Annotated in this window: 23 protein-coding genes and 1 tRNA gene; 8 read left to right on the top strand and 16 right to left on the bottom strand. The window is 58.8% G+C overall.

Annotation, left to right across the window (positions count from 1 at the left end; genetic code table 11):
• Nucleotides 1–259, bottom strand: a 259-nt coding sequence (locus G560_RS20870) for a transposase (protein ID WP_155947382.1), incomplete at its 3' end; no start/stop codon positions are given.
• Nucleotides 260–380: 121 nt separating this feature from the next.
• On the opposite strand from G560_RS20870, the gene G560_RS21390 reads away from it, so the two are divergent.
• On the top strand, nt 381–677 hold the full coding sequence (locus G560_RS21390; protein ID WP_050525249.1) for a hypothetical protein: 297 nt from the start codon (nt 381–383) through the stop codon (nt 675–677).
• An 8-nt stretch (nt 678–685) separates the two neighbouring features.
• On the opposite strand, the gene G560_RS0117355 is transcribed toward G560_RS21390, so the two are convergent.
• Nucleotides 686–762 (bottom strand) — tRNA-Ile (locus tag G560_RS0117355).
• Between the two features lie 146 nt (nt 763–908).
• On the opposite strand from G560_RS0117355, the gene G560_RS0117350 reads away from it, so the two are divergent.
• The gene (locus tag G560_RS0117350) at nt 909–1865 is read left to right on the top strand and encodes a FliM/FliN family flagellar motor switch protein (RefSeq protein ID WP_022705553.1); all 957 of its coding nucleotides are present in this window, start codon (nt 909–911) and stop codon (nt 1863–1865) included.
• Between the two features lie 277 nt (nt 1866–2142).
• Here G560_RS0117350 and acuI read toward each other — a convergent pair whose 3' ends face one another.
• The 4 genes from acuI to G560_RS0117330 form a co-directional block, all read right to left on the bottom strand.
• Nucleotides 2143–3132 carry an acryloyl-CoA reductase gene (gene acuI, locus G560_RS0117345; protein ID WP_022705552.1) on the bottom strand — a complete coding sequence of 330 codons (990 nt, stop codon included), beginning with the start codon at nt 3130–3132 and terminating at the stop codon, nt 2143–2145.
• Nucleotides 3133–3144: 12 nt separating this feature from the next.
• A complete protein-coding gene (locus G560_RS0117340) occupies nt 3145–4245 on the bottom strand; it encodes a dimethylsulfoniopropionate demethylase (protein ID WP_022705551.1) in 1101 nt (366 codons plus the stop codon).
• Between the two features lie 75 nt (nt 4246–4320).
• The gene (locus G560_RS0117335) at nt 4321–4947 is read right to left on the bottom strand and encodes a DUF1326 domain-containing protein (RefSeq protein ID WP_022705550.1); all 627 of its coding nucleotides are present in this window, start codon (nt 4945–4947) and stop codon (nt 4321–4323) included.
• Nucleotides 4948–4959: 12 nt separating this feature from the next.
• The gene (locus tag G560_RS0117330; RefSeq protein ID WP_231575893.1) at nt 4960–5754 is read right to left on the bottom strand and encodes a DUF2182 domain-containing protein; all 795 of its coding nucleotides are present in this window, start codon (nt 5752–5754) and stop codon (nt 4960–4962) included.
• 159 nt (nt 5755–5913) lie between these two features.
• Here G560_RS0117330 and G560_RS0117325 point away from each other — a divergent pair, with 159 nt between their 5' ends.
• Nucleotides 5914–6636, top strand: coding sequence for a FadR/GntR family transcriptional regulator (locus G560_RS0117325; RefSeq protein ID WP_033419509.1), 723 nt, complete (start codon nt 5914–5916; stop codon nt 6634–6636).
• Between the two features lie 12 nt (nt 6637–6648).
• Here the strand turns inward: G560_RS0117325 and G560_RS0117320 are convergent, their stop codons facing one another.
• The 10 genes from G560_RS0117320 to G560_RS0117275 form a co-directional block, all read right to left on the bottom strand.
• Nucleotides 6649–8592: a sensor histidine kinase gene (locus G560_RS0117320; RefSeq protein ID WP_022705547.1), complete on the bottom strand. Its 1944-nt coding sequence runs from the start codon at nt 8590–8592 to the stop codon at nt 6649–6651.
• Nucleotides 8585–9955, bottom strand: coding sequence for a sigma-54-dependent transcriptional regulator (locus G560_RS0117315; RefSeq protein WP_022705546.1), 1371 nt, complete (start codon nt 9953–9955; stop codon nt 8585–8587). Before G560_RS0117315 ends, G560_RS0117320 begins: the two co-directional genes overlap by 8 nt.
• A 107-nt stretch (nt 9956–10062) precedes the next feature.
• Nucleotides 10063–10197 (bottom strand): hypothetical protein, encoded by a 135-nt coding sequence (locus G560_RS21695; protein WP_022705545.1) that lies wholly within the window; start codon nt 10195–10197, stop codon nt 10063–10065.
• Nucleotides 10198–10258: 61 nt separating this feature from the next.
• Nucleotides 10259–11470, bottom strand: coding sequence for a formate dehydrogenase subunit gamma (locus G560_RS19730; protein WP_033419508.1), 1212 nt, complete (start codon nt 11468–11470; stop codon nt 10259–10261).
• Between the two features lie 109 nt (nt 11471–11579).
• A complete protein-coding gene (gene fdh3B / locus G560_RS0117300; protein ID WP_022705543.1) occupies nt 11580–12179 on the bottom strand; it encodes a formate dehydrogenase FDH3 subunit beta in 600 nt (199 codons plus the stop codon).
• 12 nt (nt 12180–12191) lie between these two features.
• The gene (locus G560_RS0117295) at nt 12192–15110 is read right to left on the bottom strand and encodes a formate dehydrogenase subunit alpha (RefSeq protein ID WP_022705542.1); all 2919 of its coding nucleotides are present in this window, start codon (nt 15108–15110) and stop codon (nt 12192–12194) included.
• 82 nt (nt 15111–15192) lie between these two features.
• Entirely contained in the window at nt 15193–15393 is a 201-nt protein-coding gene (locus G560_RS0117290) for a twin-arginine translocation signal domain-containing protein (RefSeq protein ID WP_028914234.1), read from the bottom strand.
• 76 nt (nt 15394–15469) lie between these two features.
• Nucleotides 15470–16078: a TorD/DmsD family molecular chaperone gene (locus G560_RS0117285; protein ID WP_022705540.1), complete on the bottom strand. Its 609-nt coding sequence runs from the start codon at nt 16076–16078 to the stop codon at nt 15470–15472.
• A gap of 9 nt (nt 16079–16087) precedes the next feature.
• Entirely contained in the window at nt 16088–16732 is a 645-nt protein-coding gene (locus G560_RS0117280; RefSeq protein ID WP_022705539.1) for a DUF3306 domain-containing protein, read from the bottom strand.
• Nucleotides 16732–17304, bottom strand: coding sequence for a DUF3305 domain-containing protein (locus G560_RS0117275; RefSeq protein ID WP_022705538.1), 573 nt, complete (start codon nt 17302–17304; stop codon nt 16732–16734). Before G560_RS0117275 ends, G560_RS0117280 begins: the two co-directional genes overlap by 1 nt.
• A 363-nt stretch (nt 17305–17667) precedes the next feature.
• On the opposite strand from G560_RS0117275, the gene G560_RS0117260 reads away from it, so the two are divergent.
• Genes G560_RS0117260 through G560_RS0117240 form a run of 5 tightly spaced genes read left to right on the top strand, consistent with a single transcriptional unit; the run spans nt 17668 to nt 22158 of the window.
• Nucleotides 17668–19620, top strand: coding sequence for a 4Fe-4S binding protein (locus G560_RS0117260; RefSeq protein WP_022705535.1), 1953 nt, complete (start codon nt 17668–17670; stop codon nt 19618–19620).
• 31 nt (nt 19621–19651) lie between these two features.
• Complete coding sequence (locus tag G560_RS0117255; protein ID WP_022705534.1) at nt 19652–19852, top strand: DUF6494 family protein; 201 nt, start codon at nt 19652–19654, stop codon at nt 19850–19852.
• Nucleotides 19849–20952 (top strand): Mrp/NBP35 family ATP-binding protein, encoded by a 1104-nt coding sequence (locus tag G560_RS0117250; RefSeq protein ID WP_022705533.1) that lies wholly within the window; start codon nt 19849–19851, stop codon nt 20950–20952. Before G560_RS0117255 ends, G560_RS0117250 begins: the two co-directional genes overlap by 4 nt.
• Nucleotides 20949–21671 carry a biotin/lipoate--protein ligase family protein gene (locus G560_RS0117245; protein WP_022705532.1) on the top strand — a complete coding sequence of 241 codons (723 nt, stop codon included), beginning with the start codon at nt 20949–20951 and terminating at the stop codon, nt 21669–21671. The genes G560_RS0117250 and G560_RS0117245 overlap by 4 nt, the downstream gene beginning before the upstream one ends.
• A 1-nt stretch (nt 21672) precedes the next feature.
• Nucleotides 21673–22158, top strand: a complete 486-nt coding sequence (locus G560_RS0117240; RefSeq protein ID WP_022705531.1) for a DUF6505 family protein — start codon at nt 21673–21675, stop codon at nt 22156–22158.
• Nucleotides 22159–22272 lie beyond the last annotated feature (114 nt).

Genomic DNA, 22272 nt, shown 5'->3' with positions numbered 1-22272 from the left:
TATCTGGGGTCTGCGCAGCCAGCCCGGTCATAATACGAGCGAAAACGCCCATATTGCTCCAGCGCTTCCAGCGATTGTACAACGTCTTGGAAGGGCCATAGTCAGCAGGTGCATCACACCAGCGTAAGCTATTGCGGTTAATGAAGATAATACCGCTCAAAACACGTTTATCGTCGACACGTGGCTTACCTCGGCTCCTTGGAAAGTAGGGCCGCAGTCGCAACATCTGTTCGTCAGTTAGCCAGTAAAGATTACTCATCATACCCCCAAATCATTGGGGTCCGTGAATCATAACCGCAAATCAGCAGCAAGGCATTTTATGGGTCCTGAGCCTACGGAAAAGGGCGTTCCCCAGATGGCCTTGGCAACCTGATGCGCGAATGGTGCGACAAGGCAGGATTGCCGGAATGCTCCGCCCATGGCCTGCGCAAAGCCTGCGCAAGGCGATTGGCAGAGGCAGGCGCATCGGCGCATCGGCGCATGAAATTATGGCCGTAACTGGTCATAAAACGCTGGCAGAGGTGGAGCGGTACACAGCAACCGCTCTGCGCGAGGGCATGGCCGATTCCGCCTTTGCCAAGCTGCTTTCCCGTCCAAATCGGGAACAAACAGTGGTGAACCTTCCCCTTAGGTTCGCCAAACAAACCACCAACCATTTGAAAACAAAGGAGAAATAGATGGGTTTTGGTAGGCCCGGAGGGACTCGAACCCCCAACCAAGGCGTTATGAGCGCCCTGCTCTAACCAGTTGAGCTACAGGCCCATTAGGGCAAACACCGTCTGCCGATGCGATTGCGCTTTGCTAGTCGGATCAGTTCGGACGGTCAAGGGCCGTTTACCCCGTGGGTTCGCGTTAATGCGCTGGTAATGTTTTTCAGGCAATGAGGAGGGACGCAGAAGGGGGCAGTCTTGGAACAGAGCGGCATTAAACGAAAGATCAGCCTTTCGCGCAAAGCGCTTGCGCCTGTTGAAGTGCAAGGGGCTGCCAAGGCGTGGAAGCTGGCATTGGCCCGTGCGGCACATGAAGCGATCGGGTTGGAACTTGGGCTAGTGGCCTTGCGCCAAACCAGATCGTCTTTGACCGAACTGCTGGAATTGCCACCTGAACGGGCATTGATTGCTGTTTTAGAGGGGCCGAAGGACGGGCTTGGCCTGATGGTCATCGCGCCCGATATCCTTGCGGGCATTGTTGAGATGCAAATGGTCGGGCATGTCAGCGCTGCCCCCGCGATCGTGCGCCGCCCGACGCGAACCGACGCGACGATGGTGTCTGCGTTGATTGATAAGGCTTTGCGCGGGCTGGAAATTGAGCTGACGCAATCAAGCGATCTGATTTGGACCAGCAGCTTTCGCTATGCTTCATTTCTGGAAGATGCGCGCCCGCTGTCGCTGTTGCTGGAAGATGTGCCGTATCAAGTGCTTGTGGCCGATATCTCATTGGCGGAGGGGGCAAAGACGGGGCAGTTGTTGCTTGCCTTGCCGGCTGATGGGCGTGGGACCGCGCCCAAGGCGGTTGAAGCCCCCCCCAGCCGCGCTGCTGAAATGGTGTTTGGGGTGGCTTTGGGCGAGCAGATCATGGGCGTGAGTGCTGAAATGGTGGCCGTTTTGGCGCGCATGCAATTGCCATTGGACAGGCTTTTGAACCTGAAAATCGGCGAATCCTTGGCCTTGGGGACGGCCAGTTTGGACCAGATTGATTTAGAGGGGCTGAACGGCAAGCGGCTTGCATCGGGAAAACTGGGGCAGAATCGCGGGTTGCGGGCGGTTCGGATTTCGGACGCCGAAACCCCTGCCGCCCGCGTAGCAATGCCAAGCCCTCAGGTGCCCTTGGCCCGCAGCGCCCCCGACATAAAAAAGGCGGGATGATGCGGTGATTGACGACTTGGCTGAATTGACCTGGCTGAACCTTGGCCAGTGATGCCCGGGGCCGATTTAAGCAAATGGCACGAGAGGATGACTCTGCCCGTGCCATTGGATCGCTCTTTATTCAGCCTTTAAGGCCCATTTGCCCCAAGACGCCACAAAACCACCAAACAGGGCCTGTAGCGTTTCGACGTGAACATGACTCACATATCGCTGCCTGAAATCAAAGACTTCAAGGCGTTATGTGATGCGCATTGTTTCAAGTTAACGTCGAAACGCGTTAGGCGTTTACGTCAACGACAACACGGCCTTGGACCTGACCCTTCAAGATATCCGCCCCAAGTTGCGGCAGGTCGGACAGAACAGCGGGCCGCACCATGCTTTCAAGCTTTGCCATCGGCAGGTCTTTGGCGATGCGGTCCCAAGCGCGCACACGGTCGGCATAGGGGCGCATCACACTGTCAATCCCAAGCAAGTTCACGCCGCGCAGCAAGAACGGAATGACCGTGGCAGGCAAGGCCGCCCCACCCGCCAGACCTACGGCCGAAACGGAGGCACCATATTTCATCTGGCCCAACACCCGCGCAAGCATGGCCCCGCCGACGGCATCGACACAACCGGCCCAAACCTCGCCTTCCAGCGGGCGCTTTACCGTTTCGGCCAGATCTTCGCGGGCAACGATTTGGGTGGCCCCAAGGGTTTTCAGATAGTCAGCGGTTTCGGGCCGCCCCGTGACGGCGGCCACCTCATACCCCAAATGGGCAAGGATCGCCGTGGCAACAGAGCCAACGCCACCGGCAGCCCCCGTGACCAAAACCGGGCCATTCCCGGGCTTTAGCCCATGATCTTCCAGCGCCATCACGGCCAGCATCGCGGTGAAACCTGCCGTGCCAACAGCCATCGCTTGCCGCGTGGTCAGGCCTGCGGGCAATGGCACCAACCAATCCGCTTTCACCCGCGCTTTTTGCGAATATCCGCCCCAATGCGCCTCGCCCACGCGCCAGCCTGTCAGAACCACCTTATCGCCCGCTTTATAGCGCGGATCAGATGACGTCTCGACCGTTCCGGCAAAATCAATGCCCGGAATATGCGGGTAGTTGCGAACCAAACCACCGCCCGGCCCGACGCACAGCCCGTCTTTGTAGTTCACGGTGGAATAGTCGACAGCCACCGTCACGTCAGCTTCGGGCAAACGGTCCAAGCCGATCTGCTGCACGCTTGCCGAGGTTTTGCCCTCGGCGTCCTTTTCGACGATCAAAGCGTTGAACATGGGCAGTCTCCTTTAAATCCAGAATTTATCTTGCACGGTTGCGGGGCGCATCCCCAAAGGTGTTTCCACCTCAAGCTTGGTGCCCGCATCCCAATGCGTCATGCGTACCATGCCGATGGCGACATTGGTGCCAAAATCGGGGCTAAGGGCCGCAGATGTCACCTGCCCCACCTTTTTGCCGCCAGCCATCAAGGGCCACACGCGGTCACAAGGGGGAATGTCGCCGCCAATCGAAATCGGGCGGATTTGTTGCACGGGACCTTCTTTGGCCACGCGCAACAGGGCATCGCGGCCAATGCAGCCGATCGCGGTATGGGTATTGCAAAACTTGCCAAGTCCGCATTCGTGGGGGGTGTTGTCCTTGGTCATGTCGTTACCATAAGACAAAAGCCCCCCCTCAATCCGTTCAATCAGGTTCGGGCAACCGGCGCGGACCTGCAAATCCTCGCCCGCCGCGAACAAAGCGTCCCAGAGCGGCATGCCAATATCGCTGCCTTCGACGTAAATCTCATACCCGCCTTGTTTGGAATATCCCGACCGCGCAATGGCCAAACTGCGACCTTGAAAATCAAACCAGCCAAAGCGGAAGAATTTGATCTTACGCACATCGTCGCCAAACACCCGCGCCATCAACTCGTCTGCCTTTGGCCCCTGAATGCCGAGGGGCGAGACATCGGGTTCATCGACCAGCACATCCAGCCGGAACCCCAGCGCGATGGCTTTGACCCAGAGTAAAAGGTCGCTGTCGGCGATGGAAATCCAGAAACGATCTTCGGACAGTTTCACGGCGACGGGGTCATTCAGCATGCCGCCGGTTTCATCGACCATCGGCACATAATAGCATTGGCCCGGCAGCATGCCGCGCAAATCGCGCGGGGTCAGCATTTGCATCAACCGACCAGCATCGGGGCCGCGCACCTCTACCTGCCGTTCGCAGGCCACATCCCAGACTTGAACGTGGTCTTTCAGGTGGCGGTAATCAGCGGTGATGCTGTCAAACACGGTTGGCAGCAGCATGCGGTTGTAAACGGTATAGCCCTTTACGCCAGCAGCTTCGACACCGGCAGAAAAAGGGGTACGCCGCACGCGGCGCGAAGGGGCGATGGTTGCCATCGGTAAACCTCGGGGTAAAGGGTGTAAAAGCAGATGTTCGGTTTGCCCCCAACCTGCGGGTTGAGGGCAATTGCGTTAGGCTTGCGGGCCTTTCCAGTCAATCTGGCAAATCTCGGCAGAGCGGCCATCAAAATCCCAGACGCGGCCAAAGGCGCGGACGCGGCCTTTGTCGGCTTGTGCGATGGTGATATCGGGGCCCATCCAATATTCGGTATTGGTCACGACCACTTCGGTATCGGGGTGTTTGCCCGAAATCGGGGTGATCGCACCGTTGATCTTTTTCCCGACAACCAGATGGCGGGTTTTGCCAACAGTTTCATAGCTGACGGGCGAGCGTTCGGCGCCCAGAAATTCCGAGACCATCACGCCAAACAGACCCGTAGTGCCCCGCGCCTTGCCCGAGAAAATCCGGACCAAACCGTCATAGGCTTTTTCCGACGCGCGTTCATCAATATAGGCCGCCGCTTTCCAGTTGCCGCGCCCCATATTGCCAGGGATGTCCATAATCAGGCCGATGTTCAGGCCCGACAGGCTTTCGCCATCATAATGCCCTTCATCGACGCGCACGCCAACCCACGCCTGGCAATAGCCTTCGGTTGGCGGGTGTTTGCCAAGGCTGACCACGCAGGGGCAAAACACGGTGCAATTGCAGTTGAGGATAAGTTCCCCTTTGATCGTCCACTCTGGCAAGGTTGCGGCCATCGGTTTTTCCTTTCAACCGGTTATAAGGGTTTGTGCGGTCACAAACGCGCCCGCAGTGATAAGGGCGTACCCGACAGGGCGGGTCAGCCAACGCCCGATATCGGGCAGTTTTTCAAGCGTCATGAACAGGGTAGCAGCCCCCATCCATAGCAAATTCATGGTGCCGCCAATGAAGCCGAGCGCCATCAGAGCCCAGCAACAGACAAGGCACAAAACACCCAGTTCGACACCCATTTTTGCGGCGTGCAAGGTTCCGGGTGCCCAGCGTTCCATGAAAAACGACAGCGGCATGCGGCATTTGGCGAGGCATGCCTCTTTCACATTGGAAAACTGATAGGCCCCTGCGCCAAAGAGCAAAGCAGCCGTGAGCCAACCCGAAAGGCTGGCCCCGTTCAGCCCGATCAGCCCGGCCTTGGACAGGGCAAACTGCGCCCCTGCCCCTGCCAAAGCTGCGCCCAGCCACACCACAACATAGCCCCCAACCAAGGCAAACGCGCCTGCCGTGGTGGTGGCCCCGGTTTGTGAAATGTCGATAAAGCAACGCAAGGCTGGCACAAAGGTGGGCAGCATCATCGCCAGAGCCATCAGCGCCCACATGGCCACCAAAGCGCCGTAACTCGCCTGCCCCGCCGCGATGCACAAAGACGCCCAGAAATCGGCGGGCATATCGGCGCTGGGGTTTTGGCGGGCCATCAGGAACACCGCTACCCATGCCAGCAACACCACAGCGTAAAACCCAATCCACGCCAGCGCAGCCCTGTTCCAATCAGGAAGCACGCGCGCCAGATTTTGGGTCAGATATTCCACGCCGCCCCCCCACAAGGTCAAGGAATCATGCGCAGGCCTATAGACGCAGACCGCGCTTGCCCTTAGGTTTCTCACAACGGCGTTAAATGTCAAACATTTAATTGTCTTACAATTAGAATAAGCAAGAGATCAGGCCGCGAGATGACCCAAACCTACCCCATGACAACCGAGGGAGAACTGTCGCTGCGCATTGCCTCGGCCTTGCGCGATGCGATTGTTGAAGGGCGGTTGATCGTTGATCAGCGCTTGCCATCGGAACAGGAATTGGCCGAACAATTCGGCGTGTCGCGCCCCACCGTGCGCGAGGCGCTGAAACGGCTTGCAGCACAAAACCTGATCCGCACCCAACGCGGGGCGACGGGCGGGGCCTTTGTGAACCGCTTGTCGTTTCACGAAGCCTATAGCCAGCAGATCACCACGTCGACCCTGCTGTTGTCGATGAATCAGGTCGATTTTGAAACGGCCTGCGAGGCGCGGTATGCGTTGGAACGGGCCTGTGTGCCGCTGTCAGCACAGCGCCGCACGGCCGATCATTTGGCCACGATGCGGGCCGAGATTCACCGCCAAAACCAACCGGGGTTAAGCGATGAAAGTTTTTGCGCGTCAGACGTGGCCTTTCACCGCGCGCTTGTCGATGGTGCGGGTAATCCGGTGCTGTCGTACCAACTGGCGGGCGCGGTTGAGGCGATGCAACCCTTGATGAATATGATCACCTTTTCGGCGCGGTCGCGGGAACGGATCGTCGGGTTTCATACCGCCATCGCCGATGCAATAGAGGCGCAAAACAGCGCGTTGGCGGAAACGGCGCTAGCGGCCCTTTGCAGCTATACCATTGATCTGGCAAACAATGTCCGTGCCCAACGCCAGACACGGACGACCTAGGGCACCAAAGCCTCAGCCCTGAATGGTCGGCAGGTCAATTTCAAACCGGCTACCCTGCCCTTGCACGCTTGCCACCTCGATTGTGCCACTTGCGCGGGTGATCAGGGTTTTGCTGATTGACAGGCCCAGACCCGTTCCCAAGGCCTTTTTGGTGGTGAAAAACGGATCAAAAATGCGCGGAAGCACCTCGGGATCTATGCCGAGGCCAGTGTCGCGCACTGAAATCTGTACATGTCCCGCGACCAGATCTGCTGTTGCGATATACAAGGTGCCGCCATCAGGCATCGCTTGGATCGCGTTGATCAAAAGGTTCACCAGCACTTGTTGCAGTTCGGTCTGGTTGATCGCCACCATGCCACGCGCTTGCAGGTCCAGCGTCACCTCTATCTTTGCGCCCCCCAGCAAATGCTGCACCAAAGGCAGGGTTTCGCCGATCAGGACGTTCGGATCATGCCCCGTGCCCGCATCGGCATATTCTTCGGGGCGGGCAAAGCGCAAGAGTTTGGTGACGAGGATGTGGATCGCCTGAATCTGCTCTTGGATCAGCGAAAATTCGGTGCGCAAGCTGTCGCCGCGCGGGCCAAGATCGTCGCGCACCACGTCGAAATTGCCTTGGATCACCGCCAGCGGGTTGTTGATTTCATGCGCGACACCGGCGGTGATTTCACCAATCGCGGCCAGCTTTTCTGACAGGATCAACTGGCGCGTGGTCTGTTCCAACTGGCGGTTTGCGGCCTCCAGATCCTCGGTGCGCTCGGTCACACGGCTCTCCAGCACATCCGCCCAACCCCGCAACCGCTTTTCGCGTTCTTGCAACTGGTCCAGCAAACTGTCCAGATGGTTTGCGACGCGGCTGATTTCATCCTCCTTGGCCGCAAGGTTTACGCGCGCCCCCAGATCGCCCTGCTCAACCGCGCGGATCACGCCGTCAATCCGCTCTAACGGTTTGAAAATGCCCCGCCCCCAGCGCAGCAAAATAGGCACCGAAATCAGCACAACCACCAAAAATGTAAGGGCAATCTGATAGAGCGTCCGGCGTTTGGCATCGGCAAACCCTGCTTCGAGAAATCCCACATAAAGCATACCCACCCGCTTGCCAAAACTGTCGACAATGGGTTCATATGCAGACACATACCAATCATTCACCACAAAGGCGCGGTCCAGCCATATCCGGCCTTCATCCAGCACGCGGCCCCGCACAATCGCCGAAACCCGCGTTCCGATTGCACGAACATCTTCGAACAGCCGCACATTGGTGCTGATACGCACATCTTCCAAAAACAGCGTGGCCGTGCCCTCGGTCAAGCTGCCATAGGGATAAACCAGCTCATTCATCTGGTCGATAAAATCCAGATTGCGGTTCAGCAAAACCCCGCCAACCAGCGCGCCGCCCGGTGCAACGGCGGCGGCATGCACCACCATGCCCCGGCTTTCGCCCTTACGGTCTGTTGCCACGGCAGCTTTGGTTGGCACCAAGGAAATCTGCGCCCGCGCCGCCAGTTCAGGGGAAATCCCATTCAGATCGTCGGCGCTAAAGATGTCAATTGCGCTTTGCGTATGCCCAGCCAGCGCCCCTGAAATGACCGGCCACCCCTGCCCCTTGGTCGTGAAATACAAAAAATCAAAACCGAGTTTACGGCGCACGCTTTCCAAGAATGCCTGCCGTTCGGCGGGCGGGGTTGCCTGAAACGCTGCCGAAGCGGCCAGCGCCTCGATCGCGGCCCCCCGATTGGCCAATAAGCCTGCCAGATGCTGGTTGGCAATGGTCAGTTCCGAATGCACCTTGGCGATCAGCACCTCGTCAAAGCGGGTTGTCCAGCTTTTGACTGCGGTCAGCAACAACAGCGGCAAGACGATCAGCAAGGGCAAAAGGGCAATCAGCAAGATGCGCAACCGCACAGAACGGCGCACTGCCGCCCACATCGCCCCACCCGTTTTCACAGCAGTGTCATTCATTCCATTGTGCACATTTGCGGTCAATCGTCTTGCGCGATACCCCCAACCTGCGTGCCGCTTCGGCACGGTTGCCGCCACAAGCCTCCAAGATCGACAGGATATGGCGGCGCTCTACCGCATAGAGAGACTCTGCGGGTTCGGCGCTGGGATCATCTTCGGCACCTGAAAACTCTGGCGGAAATTCCCCCAAGATCATCGAGCGTTCGATCAGGTTTCGCAATTCGCGCACATTTCCCGGCCAGTCATACTGGGCCATGCGCAACAGCACCGATTCAGGAATGGGCAGCGGGGGACGGCCCTGCTGACGTGCAAATATCCCCATGAAATGTTCCGCCAAATCGGCTATGTCACCGATACGCTCGGTCAATTTCGGCATGTCTACGGCCAACACATTGATGCGGTGGTACAAATCCTTTCGAAACAGCCCCCGCGCAACGCTGGCCTCAAGATCGCCATTCGAGGCAAAGAAAAACCGCAGGTTCAGTGGCACCTCACGCTCGGCCCCGCCGGGGCGAATGCGGGTATCCTCGATCACCCGCAGCAGCGTCGCCTGAACCGACATCGGCAATTCACCCACCTCGTCCAGAAACAACGTGCCGCCTGACGCATGTAGCAACAACCCCTCACGCCCCGTGGTGATATCCCCAAACAATTCGGCGGCCATCCTGTCGGGCGATATGGCCGCGCAATTAATGGGCACAAACGGCTTTTCCGCGCGGTCCGACATGGCATGCAAGGTGCGGGCCGCAATTTCCTTGCCCGTGCCACTATCACCTGTAAACAAAACCGTGGTCGGCGTGCGCGCGACCTTTTCCAGCGTGTTGCGCACGACAGCCAGCGCCGGCGAATGCCCGATCAAGCGCCCCCGGACACCGGGGCTGTCGGCCCGCAATTCATATTTCAGCAAGAAGTTTTCGCGCCGCAAATAGCGCTGGTCCATGCAACGGCTGACCGCGTTCAGGATTTGGTTGGAGCGGAAGGGTTTGAGCACAAAATCCGCAGCCCCGACCCGCAAGGCATGGATTGCCGTGTCCAGATCGGCATAAGCCGTCATCAAAATGGCATCTGCAAACAGACCTACGCGGCGCTGCTCGGACAGCCAGTCCAGCCCCGATCTTCCGGGCATGACATTATCCAGAATGATCAGATCAAAATGATGCCTGTCCAGCAGCTTGGACGCGGCCTCGGCATTCTCGGCCTCTTCAACCCGCTTACAACGCGGCCCCAAAATGCGCATCAAAAAGTTACGCATCCCTGGTTCATCATCAACCACCAGCACGGAGATATGGGCCAAAACGCTGTCAATCTCGGCAGTGTCTTGGGGGGGATTTGCGGCGGTAACGCTATGTTCAACTGGTGTCATCTAAGCGGTTCGCCTTTCAAAATCGGGTCCCGTCGCCCTTCATGCGCTGGTTTGACCGAACAGACCGGCTGTGGCCTGACGCCGCATGATCAGGCCAATGGCGGCGGTTAGTTCAACCTTACCGACGGGCTGCTGCCCGCGTCTTGCGCCGAAAACCCAGCATAGCCAAGCCCGAAATAAGCCACAACCGCCACGACAGCAATTGCAAGAAAAGCGAGGTACATGCTTTTCATCCAGATCATTCCTTTTGCATTCTGGGCAGCACAATTGCCGCCGCTTTTCTGGTCATCGCAACCGGACCGCCTATTCCGCCGGACCAACCTGTTTCGCGTTGCTGGCTTTAGCTTTCACCTCTTCCAACCACAGGCCGTGGTGCTCTTTGGCCCATTGTTCATCCACCTCGCCCGACCCCATCGCATCAAACGCCCCCTGCATCCCGACAGAGCCAAGATAGATATGGGCAAGGATAATCACGATAAATACAAACGCGATGATGGAATGCCAAGTTTGGGCAAGCTGCATGTCTTCGTGCGGGGCAAGGTCGGTTGGCAAAACGCCAAAGCCCAAAACCTGCGGCAATCCGATGCTGTTCAAAACATCAAACGTGGCCGCGAACATCGGCAATTCAAACGGAAACAGCAAAGAGACGCCAGAAACCGAGATAGAGAGCCCCAAGATGATAACCGCCCAAAAGATAATTTTCTGGCCCGCGTTGAACTTTTTCGCAGGCGGATGAACACCTTTGGAAAACAAGCCACCCCCTACGGCCAGCCATTTCAGGTCATGTTTGTTGGGAATATTATGCGACACCCAAAGCACCGTGACCATGATCAGACCAATCATAAATGCCCAAGCAACATTATTATGCACCCATTTGCCACCAATCGCCAAAGGCGCAAAGGCGTCATGCCCGACCAGAGGAATAATGAAATGCCGGCCAAACAATTGGAACAGGCCCGTCAGCCCCAACAGGATAAAAGACCCGCCCAAAAGCCAATGGGCAAACCGTTCGATCGACGGGAAACGCAGCACCTTGCGCCCCGTCAACGGGCCATCGGTTCTGATCCTGCCGCGGATCAGATAGAAGAGGACCAGCAGGCCAAGCGTACCGATTAACGCCCAACCGCCATAAGTCGATAAGGGGCCTGCACGAAAGGCAAGCCATGCCATCCCGCCGTCTTGCATCAGCACGTCTGCCGCAGGGCTGCGCGCCGAAACCGTTATATCCGCTTTGTTATAGCGGAGCGCGCGCCAATCTTCGGATTGCGAAATCCCACCCAGCGAGCCCAACGGATCGGTTTCCGGTGCGGCCAGAATAGGGTCGCCGATGTCGGTACTGCGGTAACTGTCATCCAGCTTTTGTTTGGTTTGCCGCGCGAGAATATCGTCTAGGGTTGACGCCCCGCCTGTGGCCGAGCGGTCAATCGCAGGAGCGTCTTGCGCCAGCACGCCCACGGGCGCGCAAAACAGTGCCAGCATGGCAAGGATCATCAAAAAGAAGGGTCTTGGGATCATCGCCGCCACCTAGAATTCAAGAAAAATTGAAACGCCACCCGCAGTGCTGGGGACACTGCGGGCAACGCTTTGATGCAAGGCTGCCCGATTGGGCAAAGCCCGCCCGCCGTTAGAGCGAGCCTGCCTTGCTTTCATAGGCCGTGCCCCAGCCCCATGCGCCCGAACCAAAGCCGCGCGAGACGACACGTTCGCGGTAGATGGAGGAAACAGTATCACCGTCCCCCGCCAGCAGCGCCTTGGTGGAACACATTTCGGCGCAGATTGGCAATTTGCCTTCTGCAATCCGGTTGCGACCGTATTTGGAAAACTCGGCTGTCGAGTGATCTTCCTCGGGGCCGCCAGCGCAGAAGGTGCATTTGTCCATCTTGCCACGGCTGCCAAAGTTGCCCGCTTGCGGATATTGCGGCGCGCCAAAGGGGCAGGCGTAGAAGCAATAGCCGCAGCCGATGCACAGGTCTTTGGAGTGCAAAACAATGCCATCCGCCGTTTGGTAGAAACAATCGGTGGGGCAGACCGCCATACAAGGCGCATCGGAACAATGCATACAGGCAACCGAGATAGAGCGTTCGCCCGGCTTGCCGTCATTGATTGTCACGACCTTGCGGCGGTTGATGCCCCACGGCACTTCGTGTTCGTTCTTACAGGCCGTAACGCAGGCATTGCATTCGATGCAGCGTTCGGCATCACACAGAAATTTAGCTCTTGCCATGATGTTTGCTCCTTAAGCCGCAGAGATTTTGCAAAGGGTTGCCTTGGTTTCCTGCATCAAGGTAACCGAGTCGTAGCCGTAGGTTTGCGCTGTGTTGGTGCTTTCGCCCAAGACGACCGGATCGGCGCCTTCGGGGTATTTGCTGCGCTGGTCTTCGCCTTGGAAATGCCCGCCAAAGTGGAAAGGCATAAAGGCCACGCCTGCGCCAACCCGTTCGGTCACCATCGCCATCACCTTGACGCGGCCGCCTTCCGGGCCTTCGACCCAAACCTGCGCCTTGTCACGCACCCCAAGGTTATTGGCATCGCGCGGATTGATCTCGATGAACATGTCTTGCTGCAATTCCGCAAGCCACGGGTTCGAACGGGTTTCATCGCCGCCACCTTCATATTCCACCAAGCGCCCCGAGGTCAGGATGATCGGGTAGTCCTTGCTGAAATCCTTGGCTTGGATCGAGGCGTACAGCGTTGGCAAACGGTAGAGTTTACGGTCGCTATAGGTTGGATAATCCTCGACCAGATCACGGCGGCTGGTATAGAGCGGTTCACGGTGCAGCGGGACCGGATCGGGGAAGGTCCAGACCACAGTGCGGGCCTTGGCGTTGCCGAAGGGTGCACATTCATGCAAGATCGCGACCCGCTGGATACCGCCCGACAAGTCGGTTTTCCAGTTTGCGGTTGGGCCGCCCACCGCATCAATCGCAGCGCGTTCCGCATCGGTCAGGTCCTTATCCCAGCCCAGATCCATCAGCATCTGCATGGTGAATTCGGGATAGCCGTCCTTGATTTCCGATCCTGCCGAATAGACACCTTCGGCCAGCAGGTTTTCACCGTCACGTTCCACGCCAAAGCGGGCGCGGAAGGTCAGGCCACCTTTGGACACCGGCAAGGACATATCGTAAAGGTTCGGCGTGCCGGGGTGGTTCATTTCGGGAGTGCCCCAGCATGGCCATGGCAGACCGTAATAGTCACCATCCGCAGGGCCACCAACCGCCTGCAACGTGGTGCGGTCAAAGGTGTGCTGGTTGGCCATGTGCAGTTTCAACCGCTCAGGGCTTTGCCCAGTATAGCCTACGGTCCACATGCCACGGTTAAACTCGCGCGTGATGTCTTCGACATTCGGCTCATTCTCGCTGTCCATGCTGATATTGCGCAGCAAACGGTCGGCAAAGCCGAACTTTTTGGCGAACAGCGTGATGATTTCATGGTCTGTTTTGCTTTCAAACAGCGGCTCCATGATCTTGTCGCGCCATTGCAGCGAGCGGTTGGATGCAGTGACCGAACCACGGGTTTCGAACTGCGTGGTTGCGGGCAGCAGATACACGCCATCGGTGCGGTCGTGCAACACGGCGGAAACGGTTGGGAACGGGTCAATGACGACCAGCGTGTCCAGCTTTTCCATCGCGGTTTTCATCTCGGTCATACGCGTCTGGCTGTTAGGCGCATGGCCCCACAAAACCATAACCTTGATGTTGTCGTTCTGGTCGATGTTGGCTTTATCTTCCAACACGCCATCAATCCAGCGCGACACCGGAATGCCGTTTTCGTTCATCAGGCTGCGTTCTTTACCGTCTTTGTCCAGCACGACGGCGCCATCCGGCCCTTTCAGCGTGACAAAGCGGCCTTTCAGCCAGTCGAGGTCTTCTTCCCAGACCCGCGCCCAATGGGCCCAAGCGCCGGGGGCAAGGCCGTAATAACCTGGCAAATCGTGGCTAAGCACGCCAAGGTCAGTCGCCCCCTGCACGTTGTCATGGCCGCGGAAAATGTTGGTGCCACCACCAGACACGCCCATGTTGCCCAGCGCCAGTTGCAAGATGCAATAGGCCCGTGTGTTGTTGTTGCCGTTGGTGTGCTGCGTGCCACCCATGCACCAGATCAAGGTGCCGGGGCGATTGTTGACCAAGGTCCGCGCAACCCGTTCCATCTGGCTGCCGGGCACGCCTGTAACACGCTCGGTTTCCGCAGGTGTCCACTTTTTCACTTCATCACGGATCTGGTCCATGCCCCAAACGCGGGTGCGGATGAACTCTTTATCCTCCCAGCCATTTTCAAAGATATGCCACAGCATACCCCAGATCACAGCCACATCCGAACCCGGGCGAATACGCATATATTCATCAGCATGGGCGGCGGTGCGGGTGAAACGGGGGTCGGCCACGATAAGCGGCGCGTTGTTTTCTTCCTTGGCCTTCAGCATGTGCAGCAAGGACACTGGGTGCGCCTCGGCTGGGTTGCCGCCGATCAGGAAAATCGCCTTCGATTTGTGAATGTCGTTATAGCTGTTGGTCATGGCGCCGTAGCCCCATGTGTTGGCCACACCCGAAACAGTGGTCGAGTGGCAAATACGCGCCTGGTGGTCGACGTTATTGCTACCCCAATAGGCGGCAAATTTGCGGAACAGATAGGCCTGTTCGTTGTTATGCTTGGCACTGCCCAACCAATAAACACTGTCCGGCCCGCTTTCGTCGCGCACCGACATCATCTTGTCGCCAAGTTCCTCGATCGCTTGTTCCCACGAGATGCGCTTCCACTCCCCGCCCTCTTTCTTCATCGGGTATTTCAGGCGGCGTTCGCCGTGGGCGTGTTCGCGCACAGCGGCCCCTTTGGCGCAATAACCGCCAAGGTTGAACGGGCTGTCAAAGCCAGGTTCTTGCCCGATCCAAACGCCGTTATCGACCTCGGCCACCACGGTGCAACCAACCGAACAATGGGTACACACCGATTTGATGGTTTGAACCGCATTTGCAACAGCAGCTTGGGCATTGGCGCGCGTGACCGTGCCACCTGTCGCCCCCAGAGCCGCCAGCCCGCCAATCGCAAGGCCCGACCCGCGCAAAAAGCTACGGCGATCAACGCTGGTGCTGGAAATGGAGGACAAAAGCGGGCTGCGATGCCCTGTCCGCTCTATACCATTCGTCTTTTTTCTTAACATGTCTCTCTCCCTCAGTGGGCCGGATGGCCTTGGGTGTCACAAAAGCCCCCCGTTAGGCACGGGGTGGCAGATCAAATGGCCGTTAAAACCGGGCCGAGGCGAAATAGGCGCTGGTATGCGCGGTGTCTTGTAGGCCTTGGCGCGGGGCGTTCGCCTCGGCCTCGGTTGCCGTGCCAGAGAGGGCGGCGGCGGCAACAGCCGCAGGGGCCGCCGTTGTCGCCAGTTTCAGGAAATTCCGGCGGCCTTCGTTTGGCGTGGCCTCTGCTTTGGTTTTCGTGACCATTGTGTTTCCCTTTGTGTTTCGGCGCATGCGGCGCCCGTTTGGATGGCTGCGGGCGACCCGCAACCGGATGCTTGTGTCACTGACCGCCAAGGCGGAAAGCCTCGCGTTCAATCGTCATGAAGGTTTTGCCAATGGCCCCCACGGGTGCGTAAAAGACAGACCCCTTGGCCCCTTCGAGGTCGGTAAAGAAGTGCTGCGCCCACGGGGCGATATGGCGGTTAAAGAAGGTTTTTTGTGCCTCAAGGCTGGCGGGCGCCCCAAAGCGGCCTTCGATCATGCCCGCCATCATTTCCAAAAGGCTGGCGATATTGTCTTCGGGTTCATACACGTTCGGTGCGCGCGAAATGCCCTGTGCTGCCATATCGGCGCGCAGCAGGGCCAATGGTTTTTCGTTCAAGAACCCCGTCATGTAATAGCTGGCATAAGGCAAGAGTTCCCCGCGCGCGAGGCCGATGAACAAGGCGTTGAACTCCCGCTCGACCGCCGCGGGGGTGGTAGCTTTGGCCAGTTTCACCAAGGTTCCGATTGCCTTGCCAAGCGGCGTGTCATCGCCCGAAAGTGCTGCCGTGCGGGCGATAAGGCTGCGGTCGGGCGGGGTCGCCAAAAGTGCGGACAAAAAGCTGTAGAGGTCTGCGCGCAGGGCGTCCTCTTCGGCAATCTGAATATCTGCGGCCATTTCGGTCATCTTGTCGTCCTAACTTGCAAAATCAAAGCGCATGTGGCGGCGGGGTGGCGGGGCATCAAAGGTTTGGATTTCCGTGGCAGGGCTTTTGCTGGCAAGGGTTTCGGTGGCCTGAACGTCCGCTTCTGGGGCCGCAACCTGTTCTGCCACAGGTTCTGACTCTGGCGCTTGCATCACCGCATCGTTGTCTGACACCAATAGGGCGGGTTCAGGCGCGGCCAGTGCTTTTTCCTTTGCCGCTTGCTGTTCGGCCAAGGCGATCACATGGCTCATCATGCCCTTGCCCACCTGATAGGCAGTTTGCATGCCCGGAATAACCGTGGCGGCATCGGTGTAATCCTCGCCGTGGTCCAGCAGGCCGTCCAGATTGGCCAGAACAGGGTTGCTGACCCACAGCTTGCGCAAGGCGCGGCGGCGTAGGTGTTCAGGCACAGCCCGCGCCATGAAACCGCTGAAATCATCGCCCAGCGCCAAGCTGTCAGGATCGGGCAAACCCAATTCGACCAGCAGTTCTGAATCGGTCTTTTCGGCTTGGGATGCTGCAAGCGCCTCGGCATCATTGGCGGCAAGGCGGGCTTGGGCCTCGGCGGCCTCGACCGCAGCTTCGGCTTGCACGGCGGCCTTGCGGCGGGCCCAAAAGGAGGTGGAGCCTTGCATTAATGCACCCCCCCCGAGTCCGAGGATGTGCCACGCGGCGCGCGGTAGACATCAGACATCTGGCGGACACGGGCATCGCCTTTTCCGTCCTCGACCAGATCAACCCGCTGTTTATCCCGCTTGCGCTTGATGAACACTTCTTCGACGTGATGCTCTTGCACAAAGTCGCGCACCCAGCCGATGACACCCAGCGGCATTGGCACGGCTTCGATCAGCCCGTCGCCACTATCCAGATAATCCTGCCCTTCGTAGGGCGAGGCGGTCACGATCACTGGCTCGAACGGCATGCCATTGGCGCTGCCTTGCGTTTCGCGCAGCACCACAATCAAGCTGGGAATTTTGGCAGAGAGCCCGACCAGATAAGCCTCGGTATCGCTGGACCACAGATCAAGGTTCAAGGTCGCGGCATGGTATTCCACGGCATCACCATCACGGCGCAACTCTCGCCAATCGGCGGGCCCTGCCCCTGGCAGCACCGCAACAACACGCCATGACCATTTGGCCCAGCGCGTCACACCCGGTGACTTGCGGACAATAATGCCGATTGGCAGATATGCGCGGACAAGCGCCATTCTGTGGAAAACCCCTCCCAAGGTCAGCGGTCTGTCGCCACTGTGAGGCTATTAGCTACGCAGTTTGCGTCACCTCCAATTCATTTTTTGCCGAATCGTCATTTTTCGACATGGCCCGATGGTCATTTGGACATTTTGTCCCGCCCCCCCCCTTTACCAAGTGCTTGAGGCTGGACGAAATGACCGACCCCAAAAACCGCCTGTTTTTGTCGGAAATTAATTTGGAAATATTAACCGAATCGCGGCCTTTGCGCGGTGAAACGCCACGAATTTGGCTTTACGGCGCGACGGGTTTCATGCCTAGCTAGCCCTTGCCAGCAAACCCGAGGCAAAAGCCCGGGACGCCAGCAAAGGGAGGGAACTGTGGCTAAGCATTTGATTCTTTGTGATTGTTTGGGTAGCCAAAAAGTTGATGCCAAAGGAATTGCAGCCGCAACCGGCCTTCAATGTTCGCGTGTGCACAGCGGATTGTGCACAACAGACCTAAAGTCTGCGGCCGCCGCAATAGAGGCGGGGGATGCCCTGATCGCATGCGCCCAAGAGGCACCGCGCTTTGCAGAACTGGCGCAGGAGCTGGGCGCAGAGGCGCCGGAATTCATTGATATCCGCGACCGCGCGGGCTGGTCTGATGACCCCATAACAATGCCCAAAATGGCCGCGCTGATTGCCGAAAGCCAGATTGCGGCCCCCAGCTACAAGTCGGTCGACGTGACATCCGAAGGGATTTGCCTTGTGATTGGTCGCGCGGATATCGCCGTTCCTGCCGCCGAAAAACTGGCCGAGACTTTGGCCGTGACTGTGCTGATCACCGATGATGGCGACTTGCCCGTCACCCGTCAGGTAGAGGTGGTGCGGGGACGTTTGAAGCGTGCCACGGGGACGTTGGGCAATTTTTCGTTAAACCTTGATGCTTTGCAAATGCTGGAACCGGGCGGGCGCGGCGGCTTTGGCCTTGGCGCGCCGCGTGACAATGCTACAACGACCTGTGATGTGATTTTGGACCTGTCGGGCGGCACCAGCCTGTTTCCTGCGCCGCATAAACGTGACGGCTATTTGCGCGTTGACCCGGGTGATCCCTTGGCAATCGCGGCAGCGGTGCATGAGGCGAGCCAGATGGTTGGCACCTTTGAAAAGCCGCTGCATCTGGTGTTGGAACAGCATCTTTGCGCCCATTCCCGCGCAGGGCAAATTGGCTGCACGCGTTGTCTTGATGTGTGCCCGACCAGCGCAATTATGCCCGCAGGGGACCATGTGGAGATTGACCCGATGGTCTGCGCCGGTTGCGGGGCCTGTTCGGCGCTGTGCCCATCGGGGGCGATACGCTACGACGCGCCACCCGTTGACCATGTTTTGCGGCGGGTGCGGGTGCTTGCCGAAACCTATCTGGCTGCGGGTGGCCACGCGCCGCGCCTGTTGGTCCATGATGACCACGGCACCGAAATGATCGCCCTTGCCGCCCGCTTTGGTCGCGGTTTGCCCGCCGATGTAATCCCACTGGCGGTTGAGGCATTGGCAGGCTTTGGCCATGCCGAAATGCTGGCAAGCCTTGCATCCGGCTTTCAGGCCGTCGATATCATCGCCGCCCCCCGCACCGAACGCGACCCGATCAACGCCGAAATTGCGCTGGCCGCCGCGATGGGTGGTGTGGATCGGTTGCGCCTGATTGATCTGGCGGATCCTGACGCGCTGGTGGACCTGCTCTATGCAGCGCGCCCTGCCCCGCATAAGGCCGCCCCCGTGCTCGCGATGGGCAGCCGCCGCCAAATCGCACGGCTTGCGGCCAAGGCCTTGTTGCCCGATGCCACCGCCCCCATGCCCTTGCCCGCAGGGGCACCTTATGGCGCGGTGCTGGTGAATACGGATGCCTGCACGTTGTGTATGTCTTGTTCCTCGCTTTGCCCGAATGGGGCGTTGATCGACAACCCCGACACGCCGCAACTGCGGTTCCAAGAGGATGCCTGCCTGCAATGCGGGATTTGTGAGACTATTTGCCCCGAAAACGCCATCACCTTGGAACCCCGTTTCAACCCCAGCGATGCGGCGCTTGGGCTGACCGTGCTGAATGAGGAAGAACCGTTTCCGTGCATCGAATGTGGGGCACTGTTCGGCGTGAAATCGACGATTGAGAAAATCAGCGCCAAGCTGGCGGGCAAGCATTCGATGTTCATGGAAACCGGCGCGGGGCGGCTGATCCAGATGTGCGACAATTGCCGCATTCAGGCGCAATATCACAGCCAAAACAACCCCTTTGCCAGTGCCGAGCGTCCACGCGTCCGCACAACCGATGATTACCTGACCAAGCGCAAAGATCACTGATCCCGCTTTATCCCCCATAAGGAGCCCCGTCATGGATGACGACTTCAACATGTCCCTTCGCAAATTTCTGAAACAGGTCGGCGTCACCTCTCAGCAAGCGATTGAGGACGCCGTGCGCAACGCGGGCACCGCCGTGGCAGGCAAACCGCTGACCGCCCGCATGGTCCTAACCATTGACGGCGTGGAATTGACCCACACGGTTGAGGGCAAAATCATGGGGCCATCTGTATGACGCTGACCCGCGATGCTGTTCTTGAGGTTTTGAAAACCGTCAAAGACCCGATCCGTGGCAATGACCTTGTGTCATCCGGTATGGTGCGCGCACTGACGGTTGAGGGTGGCACCGTGCGCTTTGTGCTGGAAATTGACCCTGCCCGCGCCAAAAAGATGGAAGAGGTCCGCGCCGAGGCGGAGGCCAAGATCAAGGCGCTGGCAGGCGTTGAAACCGTGTCGATAGTGATGACCGCGCATTCCGCACCTGCCGCGCCGCCGAACCTGAAATCCTCGGGGCATTCGCATGGCCACGACCACGGGCATGGGCACGGGCCTGCCAAGGCCGCAGGTCCTGAAAAGATCCCCGGCGTGGCGCGGATTTTGGCAATTGCATCGGGCAAGGGTGGCGTGGGCAAATCCACTGTTTCCGCAAACCTTGCCACGGCGCTGGCCGCCGAAGGGCGCAAGGTGGGGCTGCTGGATGCCGATGTTTATGGCCCCAGCCAGCCCCGTATGCTGGGTGTTTCGGGCCGCCCCGCCAGCCCCGATGGCAAAACCATCCTGCCCTTGCGCAACCATGGCGTCACGCTGATGTCGCTGGGCCTGATGACCCAAGAGGATGAGGCCGTGGTTTGGCGCGGGCCGATGCTGATGGGCGCGTTGCAGCAGATGCTGTTTCAGGTGCAATGGGGTGCCTTGGACGTCCTGATCGTTGATTTGCCGCCCGGGACGGGGGATGTGCAGATGACGCTGGCGCAAAAATCCCATGTAGACGGTGCGATTATCGTATCGACCCCGCAGGATATTGCCCTGCTGGATGCCCGCAAAGGCATTGATATGTTTAACAAACTCGGCACGCCGATCATCGGGTTGATCGAAAACATGTCGACCCATATTTGCAGCCAATGCGGGCATGAGGAACATATCTTTGGTCATGGTGGTGTCGCGCGCGAGGCGGAAAAGCTGGGCGTGCCGCTGCTGGCGGAAATTCCGCTGCATCTGGACATCCGCACAGCCGCCGATGGAGGCGCGCCGATTGTGGTGTCCAAACCCAATTCCTCGCAGGCACAGGCGTTCCGCACTTTGGCGCGGGATCTTATCGCCAAGGGGCACGCATGAACGCGACGCCCAGCTTCCCCCCTCTGCTCAAAGGCTTGGCCACGGGCCCTGCGAACCCCTTTGCTGTGGCGATTGCCGAGGCCGAGCGTGGCGTGGATTCGGGGCTTTTGACATGGTCGCTGTCGCCCGAACGGCTGCGGGCAGCGATTGTTTTGGTGCCCGAAATGCCACTGGAACAGGCGATGGCCGCGTTTTGCGCCTGTGGGGTTGGCCTGCAAAACGCGATGGGTGCCCATGCCCCGCCCGAAACCGCCGTGCATCTGGATTGGACCGGGGGCATCCGGTTGAATGGTGGGCATGTTGGCGGCTTGCGGGTTGCGGCTGCGACCCACGATCCCGCCAAGGAACCCGATTGGATGGTTGTGGGGCTAGAGCTGACGCTGCGCCTGCCCGACAACCTTGAACCCGGCGAAACCCCCGATTGGACCGCGCTGAGCCATGAGGGCTGCGGCGAGATTGACCCAATGTTGCTGCTAGAGGCATGGTCGCGCCATGCAATGCTGTGGCTGACGGGGCTGGACGATGCGCAAGGCCGCGCCAAGCTGCACCGTGAGTGGGAAGGGCTGGCCTGGATGCGCGGCCAGGAAATCAAGCTGCCTATGGACGGAACACATTTATCCGGCCTGTTTCTCGGCGTGGATGAAAACTTTGGCATGCTGTTGAAGCTGGGCGAAAAGACACACCTGATCAGATTGTCCAAGCTGTTAGAGGATACCTAAGATGCCTAAGCTATTGGCCCGCGCGATCCATTTCGATGAAAGCGACCGCAACGTGTTTCACAACCCAGCCCGCACGGGCGAATGGGCCGTTTCGGGCGGGTTTGAGTTTTCAAACTGGGCGCAAGGCGATCTGGTGGGCAAGGCGCGGCAGGCCTTTGCCAATGGCTGGCTGGGCGTAGAAACCTTTGGCCGCGTCACGTTTGTTGCCACCACGCGGATCGAGGATGCGGAATATGACGCGCTTACCGACCATCTGGCGCAGCATTTCGTCGATGTTTACGGCGCGCCGAACCTTGACGCCGCCCGCCCCGTAGCGGCTGAGGAATTGGCCCATATGGCCGATCTGTGCGCCGATCATGCGCCTAACACCGTGCTGACGGTTTTGCGCGACTTGTCCGATGCAGGCGTGCGCGAACAGTTCCGCTATATCGAGGCAAATGACGCGGGGCTGGACCAGTTCGCCATCCATTCGGTGCCAGAGGAATAGCGCCGAGCGCCAAAGCACTCGGCGCAAGCGATTATTTAGGTTGGGCGTTGAACACGAACAGCTGCTGGTCGGCGTGTTGATTGTCACTGAGAACTGACCCGGCAACAGCAAAAA

Source organism: Pseudorhodobacter ferrugineus DSM 5888 (genome assembly GCF_000420745.1).
GTDB classification, from domain to species: domain Bacteria; phylum Pseudomonadota; class Alphaproteobacteria; order Rhodobacterales; family Rhodobacteraceae; genus Pseudorhodobacter; species Pseudorhodobacter ferrugineus.
The sequence above is the reverse complement of the archived record's forward strand: the minus strand, read 5'-3'. Positions and strand labels throughout refer to the sequence as shown.